Annotated in this window: 11 protein-coding genes; 4 read left to right on the top strand and 7 right to left on the bottom strand. The window is 68.4% G+C overall.

All coding sequences use genetic code 11. From position 1 onward, the window contains the following. Positions 1–115 precede the first annotated feature (115 nt). Together ACFYMO_RS13100 and ACFYMO_RS13105 are read right to left on the bottom strand one after the other, a co-directional pair. Complete coding sequence (locus ACFYMO_RS13100) at positions 116–583, bottom strand: PPOX class F420-dependent oxidoreductase (RefSeq protein WP_388546136.1); 468 nt, start codon at positions 581–583, stop codon at positions 116–118. Positions 584–743: 160 nt separating this feature from the next. Beyond that, complete coding sequence (locus ACFYMO_RS13105; protein ID WP_388546139.1) at positions 744–1,457, bottom strand: hypothetical protein; 714 nt, start codon at positions 1,455–1,457, stop codon at positions 744–746. Between the two features lie 436 nt (positions 1,458–1,893). On the opposite strand from ACFYMO_RS13105, the gene ACFYMO_RS13110 reads away from it, so the two are divergent. From ACFYMO_RS13110 to ACFYMO_RS13125, 4 genes are all read left to right on the top strand, one after another. After that, the gene (locus ACFYMO_RS13110) at positions 1,894–2,592 is read left to right on the top strand and encodes a helix-turn-helix domain-containing protein (protein WP_388546142.1); all 699 of its coding nucleotides are present in this window, start codon (positions 1,894–1,896) and stop codon (positions 2,590–2,592) included. Positions 2,593–2,597: 5 nt separating this feature from the next. Beyond that, a complete protein-coding gene (locus tag ACFYMO_RS13115) occupies positions 2,598–4,025 on the top strand; it encodes a hypothetical protein (protein WP_388546145.1) in 1,428 nt (475 codons plus the stop codon). Next, entirely contained in the window at positions 4,022–5,854 is a 1,833-nt protein-coding gene (locus ACFYMO_RS13120; protein WP_388546148.1) for a DEAD/DEAH box helicase, read from the top strand. The genes ACFYMO_RS13115 and ACFYMO_RS13120 overlap by 4 nt, the downstream gene beginning before the upstream one ends. 526 nt (positions 5,855–6,380) lie before the next feature. Further along, positions 6,381–7,673 carry a DNA cytosine methyltransferase gene (locus tag ACFYMO_RS13125; RefSeq protein WP_388546151.1) on the top strand — a complete coding sequence of 431 codons (1,293 nt, stop codon included), beginning with the start codon at positions 6,381–6,383 and terminating at the stop codon, positions 7,671–7,673. On the opposite strand, the gene ACFYMO_RS13130 is transcribed toward ACFYMO_RS13125, so the two are convergent. From ACFYMO_RS13130 to ACFYMO_RS13150, 5 genes are all read right to left on the bottom strand, one after another. Then, the gene (locus tag ACFYMO_RS13130; protein ID WP_388546200.1) at positions 7,614–8,042 is read right to left on the bottom strand and encodes a very short patch repair endonuclease; all 429 of its coding nucleotides are present in this window, start codon (positions 8,040–8,042) and stop codon (positions 7,614–7,616) included. The genes ACFYMO_RS13125 and ACFYMO_RS13130 overlap by 60 nt on opposite strands. Before the next feature lie 97 nt (positions 8,043–8,139). Beyond that, on the bottom strand, positions 8,140–9,369 hold the full coding sequence (locus tag ACFYMO_RS13135) for a PrsW family intramembrane metalloprotease (RefSeq protein ID WP_388546154.1): 1,230 nt from the start codon (positions 9,367–9,369) through the stop codon (positions 8,140–8,142). 933 nt (positions 9,370–10,302) lie between these two features. Next, positions 10,303–11,343 (bottom strand): tRNA (guanosine(46)-N7)-methyltransferase TrmB, encoded by a 1,041-nt coding sequence (gene trmB, locus ACFYMO_RS13140; RefSeq protein ID WP_388546157.1) that lies wholly within the window; start codon positions 11,341–11,343, stop codon positions 10,303–10,305. 48 nt (positions 11,344–11,391) lie between these two features. Next, positions 11,392–12,639, bottom strand: a complete 1,248-nt coding sequence (gene lhgO / locus ACFYMO_RS13145; RefSeq protein ID WP_388546160.1) for an L-2-hydroxyglutarate oxidase — start codon at positions 12,637–12,639, stop codon at positions 11,392–11,394. Between the two features lie 69 nt (positions 12,640–12,708). Then, positions 12,709–14,253, bottom strand: a complete 1,545-nt coding sequence (locus tag ACFYMO_RS13150) for a sporulation protein (protein ID WP_366773247.1) — start codon at positions 14,251–14,253, stop codon at positions 12,709–12,711. Between the last annotated feature and the right edge of the window lie 1,164 nt (positions 14,254–15,417).

Here is a 15,417-nt window from a genome sequence, read left to right on the forward strand (position 1 = left end):
GTGCCGGAAGGCTCCGGTTCCCATCGTCCACCCGGGCGACGGGAACCGGAGACACACGCGCGTACCGGTGGCACGAGAGCAGCCCCAACACCGGGGACACGCCACCGGCAGCCACTCAGCCCCGCTGCGGTTGTCCGTACACCCGCTCCACGGGAAGCCGCACCACCTGCCGCTGGTCGGCCACCATGGTGTCCCGGTACTCCGCCCAGTCCGGATGCTCGCCCCGGATCGCCCGGTACACCTCGATCAACTCCTCGACGGTCGCATCGTGCGGTTCCTGCGCGACGGGCGTCAGCTCCGCCGTCCCGTCCACCACCGTCCACGCCCACCCGTCGCCGCTCGTCACGTGATAGCTGGCCCGCGGATCCCGGGCCAGGTTCCGGGACTTGACCCGGTTCGCCGTGATCGAGACCCGCAGCAGCCGCTTGTCCGGGTCATACGTGTGATTGACGTTGGACAACTGCGGACGACCGTCCCGCCGCAACGTGACGAGCACGCCTCGGTCGTACTCCGTCAACAGAGCGAGCAGCGCGTCCTCGTTCCGCTGAGCGCCGTCACCGTCGGCGCCGGTCGAGCTGGCCATAAGGGTCCTCCCGGAGATTGTCCTCGTTGAAGACGCGGCACACGCCTATGATTCCCGACTCCCCTCAAGGATGTAGCCAACTCCTGCAGACGAATGAAGGTCGCGAGTCAAGGGGGAGTTCAAGAGATGTCGGCTGGGGAGCCGACCATGCCTCCAGCGTCTAAGGGGCGTTGCCGGCGCGGTTCCGGGACATCGCCGCGGTAAGCAGTCTGGAAGCCATGCTGGGGAGCCCGAAGGGGTCTAGGAGATCGCGGGCCGCATGAATCACCTTCGACTTGTCCTGCTCCCGCCCATAGATCTGCGCGAAGTCAGCGGCCAGTACCTCTTCCCCTCGGTGTCGGAGGTTGGCCATGACGTCCGCCACCTCGGGTGGGCCGAGCACGTCAGCCCCCGCGTGGAGAATCTCCAGCGTTTCGGGCACCCCCCGTCCCTCTCGGCGGAGCAGATCGGCAAGGAAGAGCTCCGAGCGGGTGGGTGACGAGGTGGGCAGCTGCCGGTCCCCCCGCGGAGCAGGGACCGGCAGGTGTTCTTCTCCCCGGCCGGTCTTCTCTGCTGCTCGCCTATGCTCCTTCATATACCGGGCTGGACTGCTGGAGGCCGCCTTGTAGTGCAGCCGTAGCAGCTCCTGACGGCTGATCGGGGCCTGACCAGTAAGGCGATGTGTGGCGGCGTGCAACGACAGCGCGCGGGCCAAGAACATCTGATCGCCAGAGAGCAGCTTGGACAGGTAGCCGGGGCTGCGGCCCATCTCCACGGCGACGGCTTTATCGGACAGGCCTGTCGCGTTCACCAGATCGCGCAGCGCGTTGAGGTACGCCTGGACCTCACTGGGGAAGGTGCGCTTAATAGGGCGACGTTGGTTCTTTCTGGGCATAAGTGGCCTCTCTGCCGGTGGAGCCGGGACGAATGGGACTCCCCGTTGACCTCAGACGCAGACGTCAGCGCAGCCACGCGCCACCGCGTGGCTGCGCTGGTGACCTGCGGCGTCTGTCAAAGGCCAGGTGTCCCCGCTCGTTCCCCCAGTAGAAGACGGAACCTCAACAAGTATCAGACGGCACAGGGGAAATCCATATGGCTGCCGAAATTGCCAGTGTTTCCCGTTGACTGGAAACACTGGCAACCGCCGAAGGAATTGGAAACATGTCTGCGGAACTGGAAAGACCGGCTGATGCGATGAATTCTCCTGGACTTCTCGTCCGTCGCTCAGGTATCTGTAGAGCCAGGTTCGCATCCTTGCGAACCTGGCTGGGGGTAGTCGTTGCGTCGTCAGTGTCACCCCCTCCCAGACCGCAGATGATTGGGGAGAGTGGATGGCACTCCCGGACTGGCAGGACCCGGAATTCGGCAGCATGATCCGCGCGGCCCTCTGGCTGGAGACAGAGGTGGAAGAAGGGGGGATCTTCACCAAGACCGCGCTGCGGAGCGCGTTTGCGGACGTAGCACAGATTGACCGCCGGATCCGCGACCTCCGCGCTCGCGGCTGGCAGATCGATACCCGGCGTGAGGACCCGACCCTGAAGCTGGACGAACAGCGGTACGTGAAGAAGGGGGCCGAGGTCTGGGTCCCGGGACAGGCGGCGGCAGCGAAGTCGAAGGCCAGCCTCACGGCAACTCAGCGGTCCGCCGTGTTGCGGCAGGACAACTATCTCTGCCGTTCATGCGGCGTTGGTTCCGGTGAGGCATACGGTGACGAGGGCGTCCGGGCACAGTTGGATATCGCCCGCCGCGAGGTCCGGTTGCTTGACGGTACCGTCAAGACTGAACTGGTAACTGAGTGCAACAGGTGCCGCATCGGCGGACGTTCGCGGCAGGAGGATCTCGGCGCCCTGCTGACGGAGGTCAAGGCACTCTCGGGCACTGAGAAGAGTGCGCTGGCAGGCTGGATCAGCGAAGACCGGCGGATGCCCAGCGCGCTGGAGCGGCTGTGGGGGCAGTACCGGGCGCTTCCCGAAGAATCGCGTGCGGTCTTGGCCGCCGCAGTGATCGACGATGTCACGCCGGAGGGTTGAGACGAATGAGTGCACTGCCGGAGTTTCCGCTTCCGCCGCGAAACGAGCGGTTCGACCGGTTGTTGAAGCTGCGACTGGACGAGGCCGCTAAGGCGGGCGGTACCCGGGAGACCGTAACCGTGGACTGGAATGGCAAGGCGCTGCATGTCGATGTCATTGACCTGCCCCTCGATGAGCTCCTCTTCAACCCCGCTACACACCGCATTCGCGCACAGTGCAGTCATGACCGTAGGCGACAGCGAATGCTTGAGGCCGAGCCATGGCATACAGAGAGCCAGGACTATCTTGCAAACCTGCTGATGGCCATGCCAACGGAGCCCACAAAGCGGGATCCGGACTTTGACAAGCTGAAGGAGGATCTTCGGGAATACGGACAGAATGAGCCGGGGCTTGTCACCCACCATGGCATCATCGTCAACGGAAACACCCGCGCTGCCGCACTGCGAGAACTGCGCGTCACGACTATCCGTGTCGGGGTCCTGCCGGCCTCTTTCACATGGGATGACATCACGGCTGTGGAGCTCTCCCTGCAGCTCCGAAACGACAGCCGTCGTGAGTACTCGTACATCAACCGGCTGCTCGCCATTGACGAACGCATCAGGCTCGGTCTCTCCCGCGAGGCAATCGCCAAAGAATTCCGGTGCACGACCAAGACCGTCGACCAGCATGTGTGGATTCTTCAGCACATCAGGGACCAGATTGCCCGCAGCGAATCGGAGGGCGTAGCACTCCCCCTCGTGGCGTTCGAGGGGAAGCAAGAGCGGCTCAAGGAGCTGCAGCGGGACTATATGAACCTGGCGAAGACCAACCCTGATGGCGCCGAGGCGTTGAAGGAGTACCGAACGTCTGCCATTCTGCTTGACTTTGCGAAGACGGATGTACGGTTCATCGATGAGAGTTTCTTCGATGATCATCTCTCCAAGGAGCTCCCGGAGAGCCTGATGCCTGCCACGGCTAGCAAGTCAGACACCAAGGTGGCCATTCCCGGCCTGGACATCGCGATGCCGGCCGAGTCCCCACGGGTTGAGACCGCCCGTAGCGTGACGAGGCAGGTACGGCAGGCCACAGCCCGGCTCAGTTCCCGGCAGGTCGATGAAGGAGCGAAGCGTGAGGCGTACAGCACACAGGTTGAGGCGAAGAAGGCGTTTGATGAGGCGCTGACATCCGCGGGCCGAGTGGCACGCTTGCGCAAGCGGAAGCAACTTGCCCCCGAGCGCCTCAAGGAGGCGACAGCCTCTCTGGAACTCTGCATCGGGGAGATCGTGAAGGCCAAGGGCGCGCGGGTCTTCGACGAGGAAGACTTCGCTGAGGCCGCACTGCAGTTCCGCACAGTGTTCCGTCAGTTGGCCAGCCAGCTAGGCAGGGGGAACGAGGAGCCCGCAGTCGGCGTCTCCTGGCTACTGAAGGCCGCAGCCGTCAAGGAGGACGAGTGACCGTGCCGGCAGGGGAGCCCTCACTCCGTCTTGGCTTTGACGTGAGCCGGACCAAGGCGGAGCTTCGGGTTCCGGAGAAGCACCGCTCCGATCTCGTCCAGCTCGTCGCCCGATTCCGTACCGGGAGGCAGCTGGGCCCTACTTCGGCGCTCCTTGACCTTGAGGATCTTCTGTCTGGGATCAATACCCTCGGCAGCTGGCCGGCTCCCGAAGGAGTGCAGTGGGACCCGGACCTGAGTGCGTTGGTCGTGTCCAGCTTGCAGGACGCGGAGACAGCGGAGAAGCAGCTCGGGTCCCCTGACACTGATGCCGGTCTTCTGGTCCGAGAGGAACTCGATGTTCTCCTCGGCCCCTGCTGGTCGGCGCCGTTGACTGAGTTCCAGCGGCGGGACATCAGCAAGCTTCTCGCGCTGCGGCACGGGGCGAACTTCAGCGTCCCCGGTGCCGGAAAAACGAGGGCAGCGCTGGGGCTTTACGCTGTGATGCGGAACAAGGGTGAAGCGAGGAGGCTTCTCGTCGTCAGCCCGAAGTCTGCTTACGAGTCGTGGATTTTTGAATCGGGGGCGTGTTTCTCCCCAGGTCTGCGCTACTGCAAGATGGAAAGCGGCGAAGATGCACACGCCGAGGTGCTGATTGCAAACTACGAGCGTCTGGACCGCAACCTTGTCTATCTTGCTTCCTGGCTGAGAGAAGAGCCGTCGATGCTCATCCTCGATGAGGCACATCGGATGAAGCTTGGTGCTAAAGGCACCTACGGTGCCGCATGTATGGCACTTGGCCCCCTCGCGAAGCGCCGCTTGATTCTGACTGGTACGCCGGCGCCGAATGGGGCGAAGGACCTTGAGAACCTGCTGGGTTTCGTCTGGCCCGGGCACGGCCAGCGTGTGGTCACCCAAGCAGTGGCCGGCGGAGACCTTGGTCATGCAAGCGCTGTCCTGCGCCCGCTCTTCACCCGGACAACCAAGCAGGAGCTAGGACTTCCACCGGTAAGGGCGCACATAAAGCGGGTGGACCTGCCTCCGCTGCATGACGAGATCTACCGGGCTTTGGTCGGCGACCTGTCAGCGCGGGCGGAAGCGGCTTCGGACGACTTCGCAGCGCTGGGCAAGTCAGCGCTCCGCATGCTCATGGCGGCTACCAACCCCGCTCTCTTGCTGGAAGGAACCAGCAAACACGAGCCGGTTGAGTACCGATTGCCCCCGTTGGAGATCCCTGAGGGCGGCTCTCTCTACCAACTGCTTTGGGACCTGCCGGACTACGAACTGTCTCCCAAATACCGGGAGGCGGTGTCAATCGTGACCGCCAACGCCGTACGCGGCCGTAAGACCCTGGTCTGGACTACCTTTGTGCGTAGCCTGACGTCTCTGGCAAAGTTGCTGGAGAACGAGGGATGTCCCGCGGCAGTTGTGTACGGAGGTACGCCGAACCGGGAAGAGGAGATCCGCCGGTTCCGGGAGGATCCCGATTGCATGGTGCTGATATCGAACCCAGCGACGCTGGGCGAAGGTATCAGCCTTCACCAGGTCTGCCACGATGCTGTGTATGTGGACCGGGATTTTATGGCCGGTCGTTATCTACAGAGCCTGGACCGCATCCACCGGCTCGGGTTGGCAGAGGATGCGGAGACGCGGATTACGGTGTTTTCCGCTCGGGACACCATCGACGAGGTCGTTGAGGTCCGGCTGAAAGACAAACTGGAGTTTATGTCGAAGGTTCTGGACGACCCTGCAGTGCAGCAGTTGGGGGATCTCCAGGATGCGCCGACAGGAATCGGCGGCCTGGACAGTGCTGACGTAAGGGCCGTGCTCAAGCACATCGGGAAGAGGTAGCGGTCTGGGCCCTGCATTGCCGTGATGGTGTAGGGCAGACGGTACGGTGCTGGACCAAGCGCGGGGGAACGTTGGCGCGCTGCGCGACTGATGCAGCGTCGGGGGCCTCGCTCGCTCCCCGGGCCGGGCTTCGGGGCAGCTGTTGGGCTTGCGTAGGTCACATAGCCAACAACGAAGCCCTTGGTGTCGGCTGGGGGCTTTGTCTGGCCTACTCTGCTTGGGGGGATTCTATCCTGTGGTCGGACTGTCTCGTGAGCGTGCTCGCCCGCCTCGCTGTCTTGCCGGGGCCAGTTGCCTGACCAGCACCACCGCCTCTGTCCATCCACGCCCCAAGAAGCCGGAGTCGCCCGGCCCAAGCGCCAGGCCGCGGTTGTGCCAGCTTGTGACGGTAGGCAGCCCACGCGACGACGGTATGGCGTGGTGAGACAGTTCGGCACTCCCAGTCGAAACGGGCAGGCTAGTGATGCCAGAATCTTCTGCGAAACTAGGTGACCTGCTGTAAGTCACGCTGGGAGGGACCACGTCGATGAGCGCGAGCGATCGCGATGCGCATGAGCTGCTGACCTCGGTAGAGATCTGTGCCGGGGCAGGCGGACAGGCGATCGGACTGCATCAGGCGGGCTTCCGGCACTTGGCCCTCGTCGAGATCGATAAGTACGCATGCGCCACACTCGAAAAGAATGTCGGTGATGATGCAGAATGGGCGGGTTGTGAGGTTCTTCAGGAAGACCTGAAAGAATTCAACTCTCGTCGCTCGATGTCAGCACTTGGCAACTCCGGGGAACAGGGGGTTGGGCGCCCTCTTCGACAGGGTGAGCTTGATTTGCTAGCGGGTGGTGTGCCGTGCCCTCCATTTTCGGTCGCTGGGCAGCGGTTGGGGCGGGATGATGAGCGGGATCTTTTTCCTCGCATGCTGCAACTTGTCGATGATTTTCGCCCTCGTGCAGTGCTCATTGAGAACGTGAGAGGGATCCTGGACCAGAAATTTGATACTTATCGTTCAGAGATCATCGCTCAGCTTTCCGGTATAGGAAAGGGGTACGTTGTCTGCGGATGGCGGCTCTTGGAGGCCCGTGACTACGGGGTCCCACAACTGCGGCCTAGGTCTGTCCTTATCGCCATCCGCGAAGACGTCATGGCGGAGAACGAGAAATTTCCATGGCCGGTCGGTGTCGCGGGGCCCCGAGCCGACTTGTTTGAAGCTCTCCAGCCGGAAATGGTCAGGCGGCGTGACGAACTTCTAAAGAGGTTTCCGGCTCGTGCTCTTGAGATCAAAGCTGCGTACGAAAGGTGGGCGGGCAGGGCGGAGGCCAACGCACGCACCGCACCTACCCTGGTCGGCGGCTCAAAGAAGCATGGCGGTGCGGACCTCGGCCCCAACCGTGCCAAGAAGAGCTGGCTTCATTTTGGGGTGAACGCGATGGGTGTTGCGAATGAACCCGAAGACGTCCAGGATCTCACAAGGGATTTCCTGCGCCCTGAAGGGCCCATGCTGACCGTTCGACAGGCCGCCACAGTGCAAAGCTTCCCGAGTCACTGGAAATTCTCGGGCGGCAAGACAGCGAAATATCGTCAAGTAGGAAATGCATTCCCGCCACCGGTTGCCAGAGCGCTAGGGAAGGCCATTTCCTCGATCCTGCGTCCAGAGACGAAGGATCAAATCCTTTCCGGGCTTGAAGTCGAATATCTCAGCGTCGATCGCGAAGCGCCTAAGTTCGTACAGGACGAAATCGAGGAAGAAGCCGCTGAATCCTCCGCCTCAGCTGTTGCGTCGTCTCTCTCTGACCTCGGCGAGGATCTTGTCGGCACAGTCGCCTGACTCTTCGTGTTCCCAAAAACGGAGCACGAGCCAGCCAGCTTCCTTGAGTTTCTGATCGGTGTCACGGTCGCGCGCGATATTGCGTGCGACTTTATCTGACCAGTATCCGGAATTTGTTTTTGGCGGCACGTAATGCTCAGCGCAGCCATGCCAGTAGCACCCGTCGATGAAAACCGCGACCTTTACGGGCCGGAAGACCATGTCAGCAGTGCGCCGGAGGTCGGGTAGCGGGCGTGTGCTGACGCGGTACCGGGCGCCTTGGGCATGCACAAGCTGGCGGATTTTCCGCTCCGGAGTGGTGTCACGGCTCCTGATGGCCTGCATGTTCCGCCGACGCGCTGCGGAGGACGCCCATGAGCCCTCAGGCAGCGGTTCAGCTTTGACGACGTTGGATGAGGACACACGCAGAGCCTAAACAATCGGAACGGTGGGGCGGGGCGGGCGAGCCGCCGGTGCTAGCGAATGCTCAACGCGGCATCGGACGCCCCGTCCAGCGGGGGGCCGGGGGGCGGCTGAGGGCGAGGGCCGCGCTGGTGGTGGGTGGGCCGGCCAGGGGGCGGTTGGTCCAGAGGCGTTGGAGGAGGGCGCGCTCGCGGGAGGCGAAGTCCGGGGCGGTGGCCCCGTTGTCGGCGCGGGCGCGGAGGATCGCCAGGGCGCCGGCGTCCTGTTGGTAGGCGGCGACGGTGCGGGCCGCTTCGGGGCCGTGGCTGCGGCGTGCCATGGCGCGGGCCATCGAGCGGGCGCGCATCGAGGAGAGCGACCAGGGTTCCGGCTCGCTGAACCATCCGGCGGCCGCGTAGGCGGGCAGGGTGTTCCGTACCAGGCGCAGGTCGTGCATGCGGGACCAGATCGCCAGCCAGGTCAGCGCGCCGAAGACGGGGATCATGAAGAGGCCGTAGACGGCGAGGAACGTGTAGTTGGCGAAGGACGCCGAGCCGTTCCAGATGGCGTGCAGCAGCACCCCGGTGAACCAGCCCAGCAGGGGCAGCGTCCAGCGCAGTACGCGCCGGCGCCGGGGGAGTGCGGCGACCATGCCGAGGGCTATGCCTGTCATCGAGGTGAAGAGGGGATGGGCGAAGGGCGCGAAGACGATGCGGATGACGAACGTGCCGGCTGTCACCGAACCGGCGAAGCCGTCCGGGTTGAGCAGCGTGTCCTTCCCGTAGGCGGTGCCGAGATAGAGGATGTTCTCGGTGAAGGCGAACCCGGCGGCGGTGATGCCGGCCGCGGCGATGCCCGAGACGACGCTGTCGAGGTGGCGGCGGCGGAAGAGGAAGATCAGCAGGATGGCGCCCGCCTTGGTGGTCTCCTCGACCACGGGGGCGATGACGGTGGCGCCCAGCGTGTCCGCCTGGTCGGGGGAGTCGACGACGACGGACGAGGCGAGCCAGTCGGTGGCGAAGCCGTTGGCGAGGATCGCCACGAGCGTCGCCGCGCAGGCGCCCCAGGCGAAGGCGAACAGGTGGGTGCGCCAGGGGACGGGCTGCGGTGCGCCGAGCCAGCGGAACGCGGCCAGCAGCAGCGGTACCGGGAAGAGCGCGAGCCCGAATCCGACCAGCAGGCCCCGGGTGCCGGTCTGCTCCCGCACCAGCGCCAGGATCATCAGTCCGCACAGGGCGAGCAGCACGATCACCGAAGCGGCGCGCAGCGTGCGCTGGTTCCGCTGCCACCAGGACGGCACCGGATGGGCCGACATGGCGTGGAGCATGCCGCTGTGGGGCATCCCGCTGTGCGGCGGTCCGTTGTGCGGCGGTCCGTTGTGCGGCGTTCCGCCGTGCCCGGCGTCGTGCGGCGGGGCTCCCCAGCCGGACATGGGGGCCGGGGGCGGCGTGGCGGATCCGGCTGACGCGGGGGGCTCGGGAGAGTGGGCGCCGTGCGGGGGCGTGGCCACCTCCGGATAGTGCGGCCCTGCCTGCGGTACGCCACCGACCGGGTCCGGGCCGCCGACCACGGGTCCGGGACCGGGCGGCTGCGGGGCGGCGGCGGGCGTGCGAGGCGGTGTCGGGCCGTACGGCGGCTGTGCGGCGGCGGGCGCGGGAGGGAAGGCGGCACCGGGGGCTCTGCTGGGCACGTCCTGCGGCTCCGGCCTGTATGGCGGTTCCGGTGTGTAGGGCGGCTCGGGTCTGTACGGCGGCGCCGGTGCCTCGCCGGAGGGCTGCCGGGCGGCCGGGGCTCCGGGGAAGAGTGCATCGGCGGAGGGCGTCCCGGTGGGCGGTGCCCCGGCGGCCGGTGCCGGAGGGTGCGCGGCCGGGGGTGGCGACGGAGGCAGGCGTCGGCGCATGGCCCGGGTCGGTGAGTCCGCGATCTCCTGCGGCCCCGAAGCCTCGTCTTCCGGCTCCGGTATCGGCCCCTCGGCCGGTCCCTCGGCTCCGGAGACGCCCCCGGACCCGTCCGGGCCCGGAGAGTTCTGCGGTGCGGCCGGCCGGGCGGGCGGAACGGGTGCCGGAGCGCCGGACTGCCCGGGCGTCATCGGGTTCGACGGGGCGCTGGGAGCGCCGGTTGCCTCGTCATACACCCATCGACAGTAACCAGTGTGGGTGACACGCGCTGCGGCACCGCCGCAACCGCTGCCGGGTGACGGTCGCACGTCGGCCACCGCCGCCGACGACCGATCTGCCTCGGGACGGGCTCAGCGGCGCCGGAAGAGCAGGTCCCGCACCTTGTGGCCCTTGTCCAGGCCCTGCCCTTCGAAGCGGGTGAGCGGCCGGTTCCCGGGGCGGGGCGCGAACCCCCCGTCGGGCTGGGTGTTCTCGTACGCGGGGTGGGCGCTGAGCACGTCGAGCATCTGCTCCGCGTAGTTCTCCCAGTCGGTCGCGCAGTGCACGAGCGCACCCGGACGCAGCGGGCGGGCCGCCAGGTCCAGGAACTCGGGCTGGAGCAGGCGCCGCTTGTGGTGGCGGGCCTTGGGCCACGGGTCCGGGAAGTAGAGCCGCAACCCGGCGAGCGAGTCGGGCGGCAGCATCTCCCGGAGCAGGATGATGGCGTCCCCGTTGCCCACCCGTACGTTCGTGAGGCCCTGCTCGTCGGCGAGGCGCAGCAGGTTGCCCTGGCCGGGGGTGTGGACGTCCACGGCGAGGACACCGGTGGCCGGGTCGGCGGCCGCCATCCGGGCCGTGGCCTCGCCCATCCCGAAGCCGATCTCCAGTACGACGGGCAGGTCGGGGTCGTCGAAGAGCGCGCCGAGGTCGAGCTTCCGCAGCCCGTCCACGTCGAAGCCCCAGCGCGGCCACAGCCGCTCCAGTGCCAGCCGCTGCCCCTTGGTCACGCGGCTGCGGCGGGGTTGGAAGCTGCGGATGCGGCGTTCGTGGTGCGACCCGGCCGGGTCGGGCGAGGGCCCGGCTCCGGGCGGGAACATCCGCGCCATCGGCCGCGGAGCCTGCTCGCCGCCGCGGCCGGTTCCGCCGCCGTCCTGCCCCTGCCCCGGCAGCTGCCCGGTGCCGGGACCGGGTTCGCCGCCCTGCTCCTGCTCGCCGTCTGGACCGGGCTCGCCGTCGGAGCGGCGCGCGGACCCGGTGCCGGACACCGAGCCGTCGGGCACGCGGCCGTCGGGCACGTGGTCAGCGGGCATGGAGCCGGCGGGCACGGAGCCGTCGGCAGGCGGCCCCGGCGTGGGCGCGGGGGCGTCGTGGGCGGGCTCGTCGCTCTGGGAGAAGTTGCTGCTTTCGGACACGATGGTCTCGATTTTACGGGGCGCCGGAGGACAGCGGCGCAGCGTCCCTCAGCGTTCGGCCAGCGCTCCGGCCACCCGCCGGGCGATCTCCCGGCCGATGGGCAGCGAGGCGGTCGCCGCCGGGGAGGGCGCGTTGAGGACGTGGACGGTGTGCGGGCCTTCCGCGAAGAGGAAGTCGTCCACGAGCGTGCCGTCCCGCAACACGGCCTGGGCGCGTACCCCGGCAGGTGCCGGGCGCAGGTCGGTGGCCTCCACCTCGGGCAGCAGGCGCCGTACCGCCGCGGTGAAGGCCGGGCGGGAGAGCGAGCGGTGCACCTCCCCGGCCCCGTAGCGCCAGTGGCGGCGTGCCATGTGCCAGGTACCGGGGTGGGTCAGGAGTCCGGTCAGCTCGCCGGGGCGCACGGTGCGCCACGTGTATCCCTCGCGGGCCGCGGCCGGAACGGCGTTCGGGCCCAGGTGTACGCCGCCGTGCACGCCGCGGGTCAGGTGCACGCCCAGGAAGGGGAAGGCCGGGTCGGGTACCGGGTAGACGAGCCCACGGACCAGGTGTTCCCGCTCGGGGGCGAGTTCCGCGTACTCGCCGCGGAAGGGCAGGACGCGGGCCTGCGGGCTGTCCCCGGCGCGGCGGGCGACGGCGTCGCAGTGCAGCCCGGCGCAGTTGACCAGGGCGCGCGCCCGCAGCACCGCACCGTCCGCCGTGCGGACGGCGACCCCTCGGCCCGGGCGGCGGTCGATCGCCTCGACCTGGCCGGCGGTGCCGAACCGGACCTCGGCGCCGGCGTCCCGCGCCGAGCGGGCGAGCTGCTCGGCGACGGCGACGAAGTCGGCCACGCCGGTCGTCCCGACGTGGATCGCCGCCAGACCTCTGACGTGCGGCTCGTGCTCCGCGATCTGGGCCGGTCCCAGCTCCCGGACCGGGATGCCGTGCTGTCTGCCGCGCTGGATGAGGGCGTGCAGCCGGGGCAGTTCCTGCTGCTCGGTGGCGACGATCAGCTTGCCGGTCACCTGGTGCGGAATGTCGTGTTCCGTGCAGAATTTCACCATCTCCGCCGCGCCCTGGAGCGCGAACCGTGCCTTGAGGGAGCCGGGCGGGTAGTAGATCCCGCTGTGGATCACCCCGCTGTTCCGCCCGGTCTGGTGCCGGGCCGGACCGGGCTCCTTCTCCAGGACGACGACCCGGGTGCCGGGCGACCGGCGGGTGAGCGCGTAGGCGGTGGACAGGCCGACGATGCCCGCGCCGATCACCAGCACGTCGCAGTCGAGTCTTACGGACGTCGAGGACACGCCCCCCATCATGAACTGCCTCCGCTTCCCCGCCTCAGGTGCCCTCCCCGCCTCACGTGCCGTGCATCGTACGGAGCCCGCTCATGCCGGGGCCACCAGCAGCGGCCGGGCCCGTTCGCGCAGCTCGGCGACGCGGGGCTCGTCCCCGTAGGGCTCCAGCCGGTGCAGCAGATCGCGTACGTACTCCGTGGTGCGCGCGGAGGAGATGCGTCCCGCGACCTCCACGGCGCGGACCCCTGCGGCGCAGGCCGCGTCGAGGTTGCCCGACTCCAGCTCGGCGACGGCGGAGACCACCAGCCGCAGCCCGTGCGAGCGGACGAACTCCTCCTTCGGCTGGGAGAGCGCCTTCTCCGTGAAGCGGCGCACCTGGCGGGGCGCCTTCAGGTCGCGGTAGCACTCGGCGGCGTCGGCCGCGAGCCGGTCGTAGGAGTAGAAGTCGAGCCAGCAGGGGTCGGGGTCGCCCTCCCGGGAGCGCTCCAGCCAGCTCTCGGCCGCGGCCAGCGCACCGGCGCACGCCTGTGCCTCGTTCGCCTTCGCGTGCGCGCGGGCCTCGACGAGCTGGAAGAAGCTCATCGTGCGGGCCGTCGCCAGCCCCCGGTTGCGTTCCAGTGCGGCCTGCGCGAGGTCGACGCCCTCGTCGGCGAAGCCCCGGTAGGTCGCCTGGAGCGACATGGAGGCCAGCACGTAGCCGCCCAGCGGAACGTCGGCGGCGGCGCGGGCCAGCCGCAGCGCCTGGATGTAGTAGCGCTGCGCGGCCTCCTGCTGCCCGGTGTCGAACGCCATCCATCCCGCGAGCCGCGTCAGCTCGGCCGTCGCGCCGAAGAGCGAGCGGCCCACCTCGTCCGTGTAGGCGCCCAGCAGCAGCGGAGCGGCGTCCACCCGCAGACACTCCGGCACCATCGACGAACGCCAGTCCCCACCACCGTACTTCGAGTCCCAGCGGCGCGCCTCGTCCGCGGCCTCGCGCAGCTTGGCGACATCGGTGTGGCCGACCCGCAGCGGGGTACCGACCTCGTCCGCGTCCGCGCCGCCCTCGCGGTTCTCCTGCCCGTCGAGCGCGTCCTGTGCGTCCCGTGCCGCGCTCTCGGCGGGGGCTTCGGGGCCGGCTTCGGCGCCGTTGTTCGACGGGTGCGTCCCCTCCAGGAGTTCGAGGTGGCGCGCCACCGAGCTGTCCGCGGGGGTTATGAGCCAGCGCGACGCGGGAGTGGCGTAGGCGCTCACCGCGAACGAGCCCGCCAGGGACTGCCAGATGCTGCCGCCGCCGCGCCGCCCCGCGAGGTCGAGGCGGTAGAGGTCGGTGGCCGACTTGACGGCGGCCCCGACGTCGCGGGGGAAGGCCAGCCCGACCTCGGGCGTCGGATCGGCGTCCGCGAGGCCGATCTCGTGCAGCGGCACCGGACGGCCGAGCTTGCTGCCGATGGCAGCGGCGATCAGGTGGGGCGCCGCTCCTTGCGGCACCATCCCCTTCGACACCCACCGGGCCACCGACGTCTTGTCGTACCGAAGAGTGAGGCCGCGCTGGGCCCCCAGGTCGTTGACCCGTCGGGCGAGTCCGGCGTTGCTGATCCCTGCGAGGGCGAGGACGGTGCCGAGCTTCTCATTCGGCCCGCGTGACTCCCTGGACATGCGCACCCCTGACCACACCGACGACCGCCCCGCGGCTGAGGCGCGGGGCCCCTCCCGCGACTGCGCGGATGCGCGGCGCGGAAAGCATTGGGAACACAGCGTAGTTCGACGGATCCCGACCGTTAAGAGGCGTCCTGCCGGATGGCGAGATATGTGTCCGTACGCGTGTACGTGCAGGGGTCACGTGCCATCCCGATACTGCCCTGCGCGGAGCGGCTGGAATCATGCGCGCCGTGCGGGAAACGGCCGTCTTGCGGGACGCCCGATGCTGTGCTCCTGGCGTGTGGCCGTGCGCCCATGCATGCGCCTGCCCGGCACGGAAGGGGAGGGGTTCGATGGGAGTCGCGTGGGTCGGCCCGCTGCACCGAGAAATCAGTGGGCTGGGGGACACCGCCGTCTCATTCCCCGCGGGCGGCGGTCCGGGCCGGGAGGTGCGTCGCGCGCCTCCCGGCCCGGCAACGAGACGGCGCCCGGGCGGGGTTCGGGAACCGGCAGCCGGCCGGACCGACCGCGCGGAGCAGCTACCCGGCAGTGCCGTTCGACGTCCCCGCGATCCTGTGCCGCAGCCCCTTCGCACCTGCCCGGACGTGGGCTTTCCGGCGAAGCGTGGGTGACTGCCCGAGACGTGCCGCGGCGTGCCGCGCGACGGGCCGCGCCCCGGCGGGCCCCGGTTGCGGGCCGCGGTGGACGCCTGTCATGCGGTGCCGCGCGGCGGTCCGGGACACCGGCCGGATGCCGGCTGGGGGCGGTGCCCGGGGCCGGGTGCTGGGCGGGGTGCCGGTCCCGCCGCGGTCGCCGTCCGGGTACGCGGCCGACCCGGGGCCCCGTGTTCGTGTGCCCTTCCTGCGCTGCTGTGCCCCGCGTGTGCGACGGGTCCGTGCGCCCTGCGCGCACGTCGTGTGCGGATCGCGTGGGGCTGTCGGGCTCGCCCCTGCTGCCTTCAGTACGCCGTCCGTTCGGGGTTGCACGGCGGAGCGCAGGAAAAGGTTCTGCCGGATTGCCGCAGCCGTTCATATTTGGCCGAATGACATCGGTCGCGTGTGCGGTGCCGGGTGGGCACGCCGGGGGTATATGCCGCCCGTCGCCCGGAGGTTCCCGGCGGTTGAGAACGCCGCACGGCGCGGAGCCGCCGCCGGATGCGCCGAGGTCCGCGCCCCCTCGTAC

The sequence above is a fragment of the Streptomyces sp. NPDC007025 genome (genome assembly GCF_042869455.1).
Lineage (GTDB): Bacteria > Actinomycetota > Actinomycetes > Streptomycetales > Streptomycetaceae > Streptomyces.

Excerpts from the sequence above, each read along its gene's own strand:
- ACFYMO_RS13125 (WP_388546151.1), top strand. The coding sequence starts at position 6,381 with ATGAGCGCGAGCGATCGCGATGCGCATGAGCTGCTGACCTCGGTAGAG.
- ACFYMO_RS13105 (WP_388546139.1), bottom strand. The coding sequence starts at position 1,457 with ATGCCCAGAAAGAACCAACGTCGCCCTATTAAGCGCACCTTCCCCAGT.
- ACFYMO_RS13150 (WP_366773247.1), bottom strand. The coding sequence starts at position 14,253 with ATGTCCAGGGAGTCACGCGGGCCGAATGAGAAGCTCGGCACCGTCCTC.
- ACFYMO_RS13100 (WP_388546136.1), bottom strand. The coding sequence starts at position 583 with ATGGCCAGCTCGACCGGCGCCGACGGTGACGGCGCTCAGCGGAACGAG.
- ACFYMO_RS13115 (WP_388546145.1), top strand. The coding sequence starts at position 2,598 with ATGAGTGCACTGCCGGAGTTTCCGCTTCCGCCGCGAAACGAGCGGTTC.
- ACFYMO_RS13135 (WP_388546154.1), bottom strand. The coding sequence starts at position 9,369 with ATGTCGGCCCATCCGGTGCCGTCCTGGTGGCAGCGGAACCAGCGCACG.
- ACFYMO_RS13110 (WP_388546142.1), top strand. The coding sequence starts at position 1,894 with ATGGCACTCCCGGACTGGCAGGACCCGGAATTCGGCAGCATGATCCGC.
- lhgO (WP_388546160.1), bottom strand. The coding sequence starts at position 12,639 with ATGATGGGGGGCGTGTCCTCGACGTCCGTAAGACTCGACTGCGACGTG.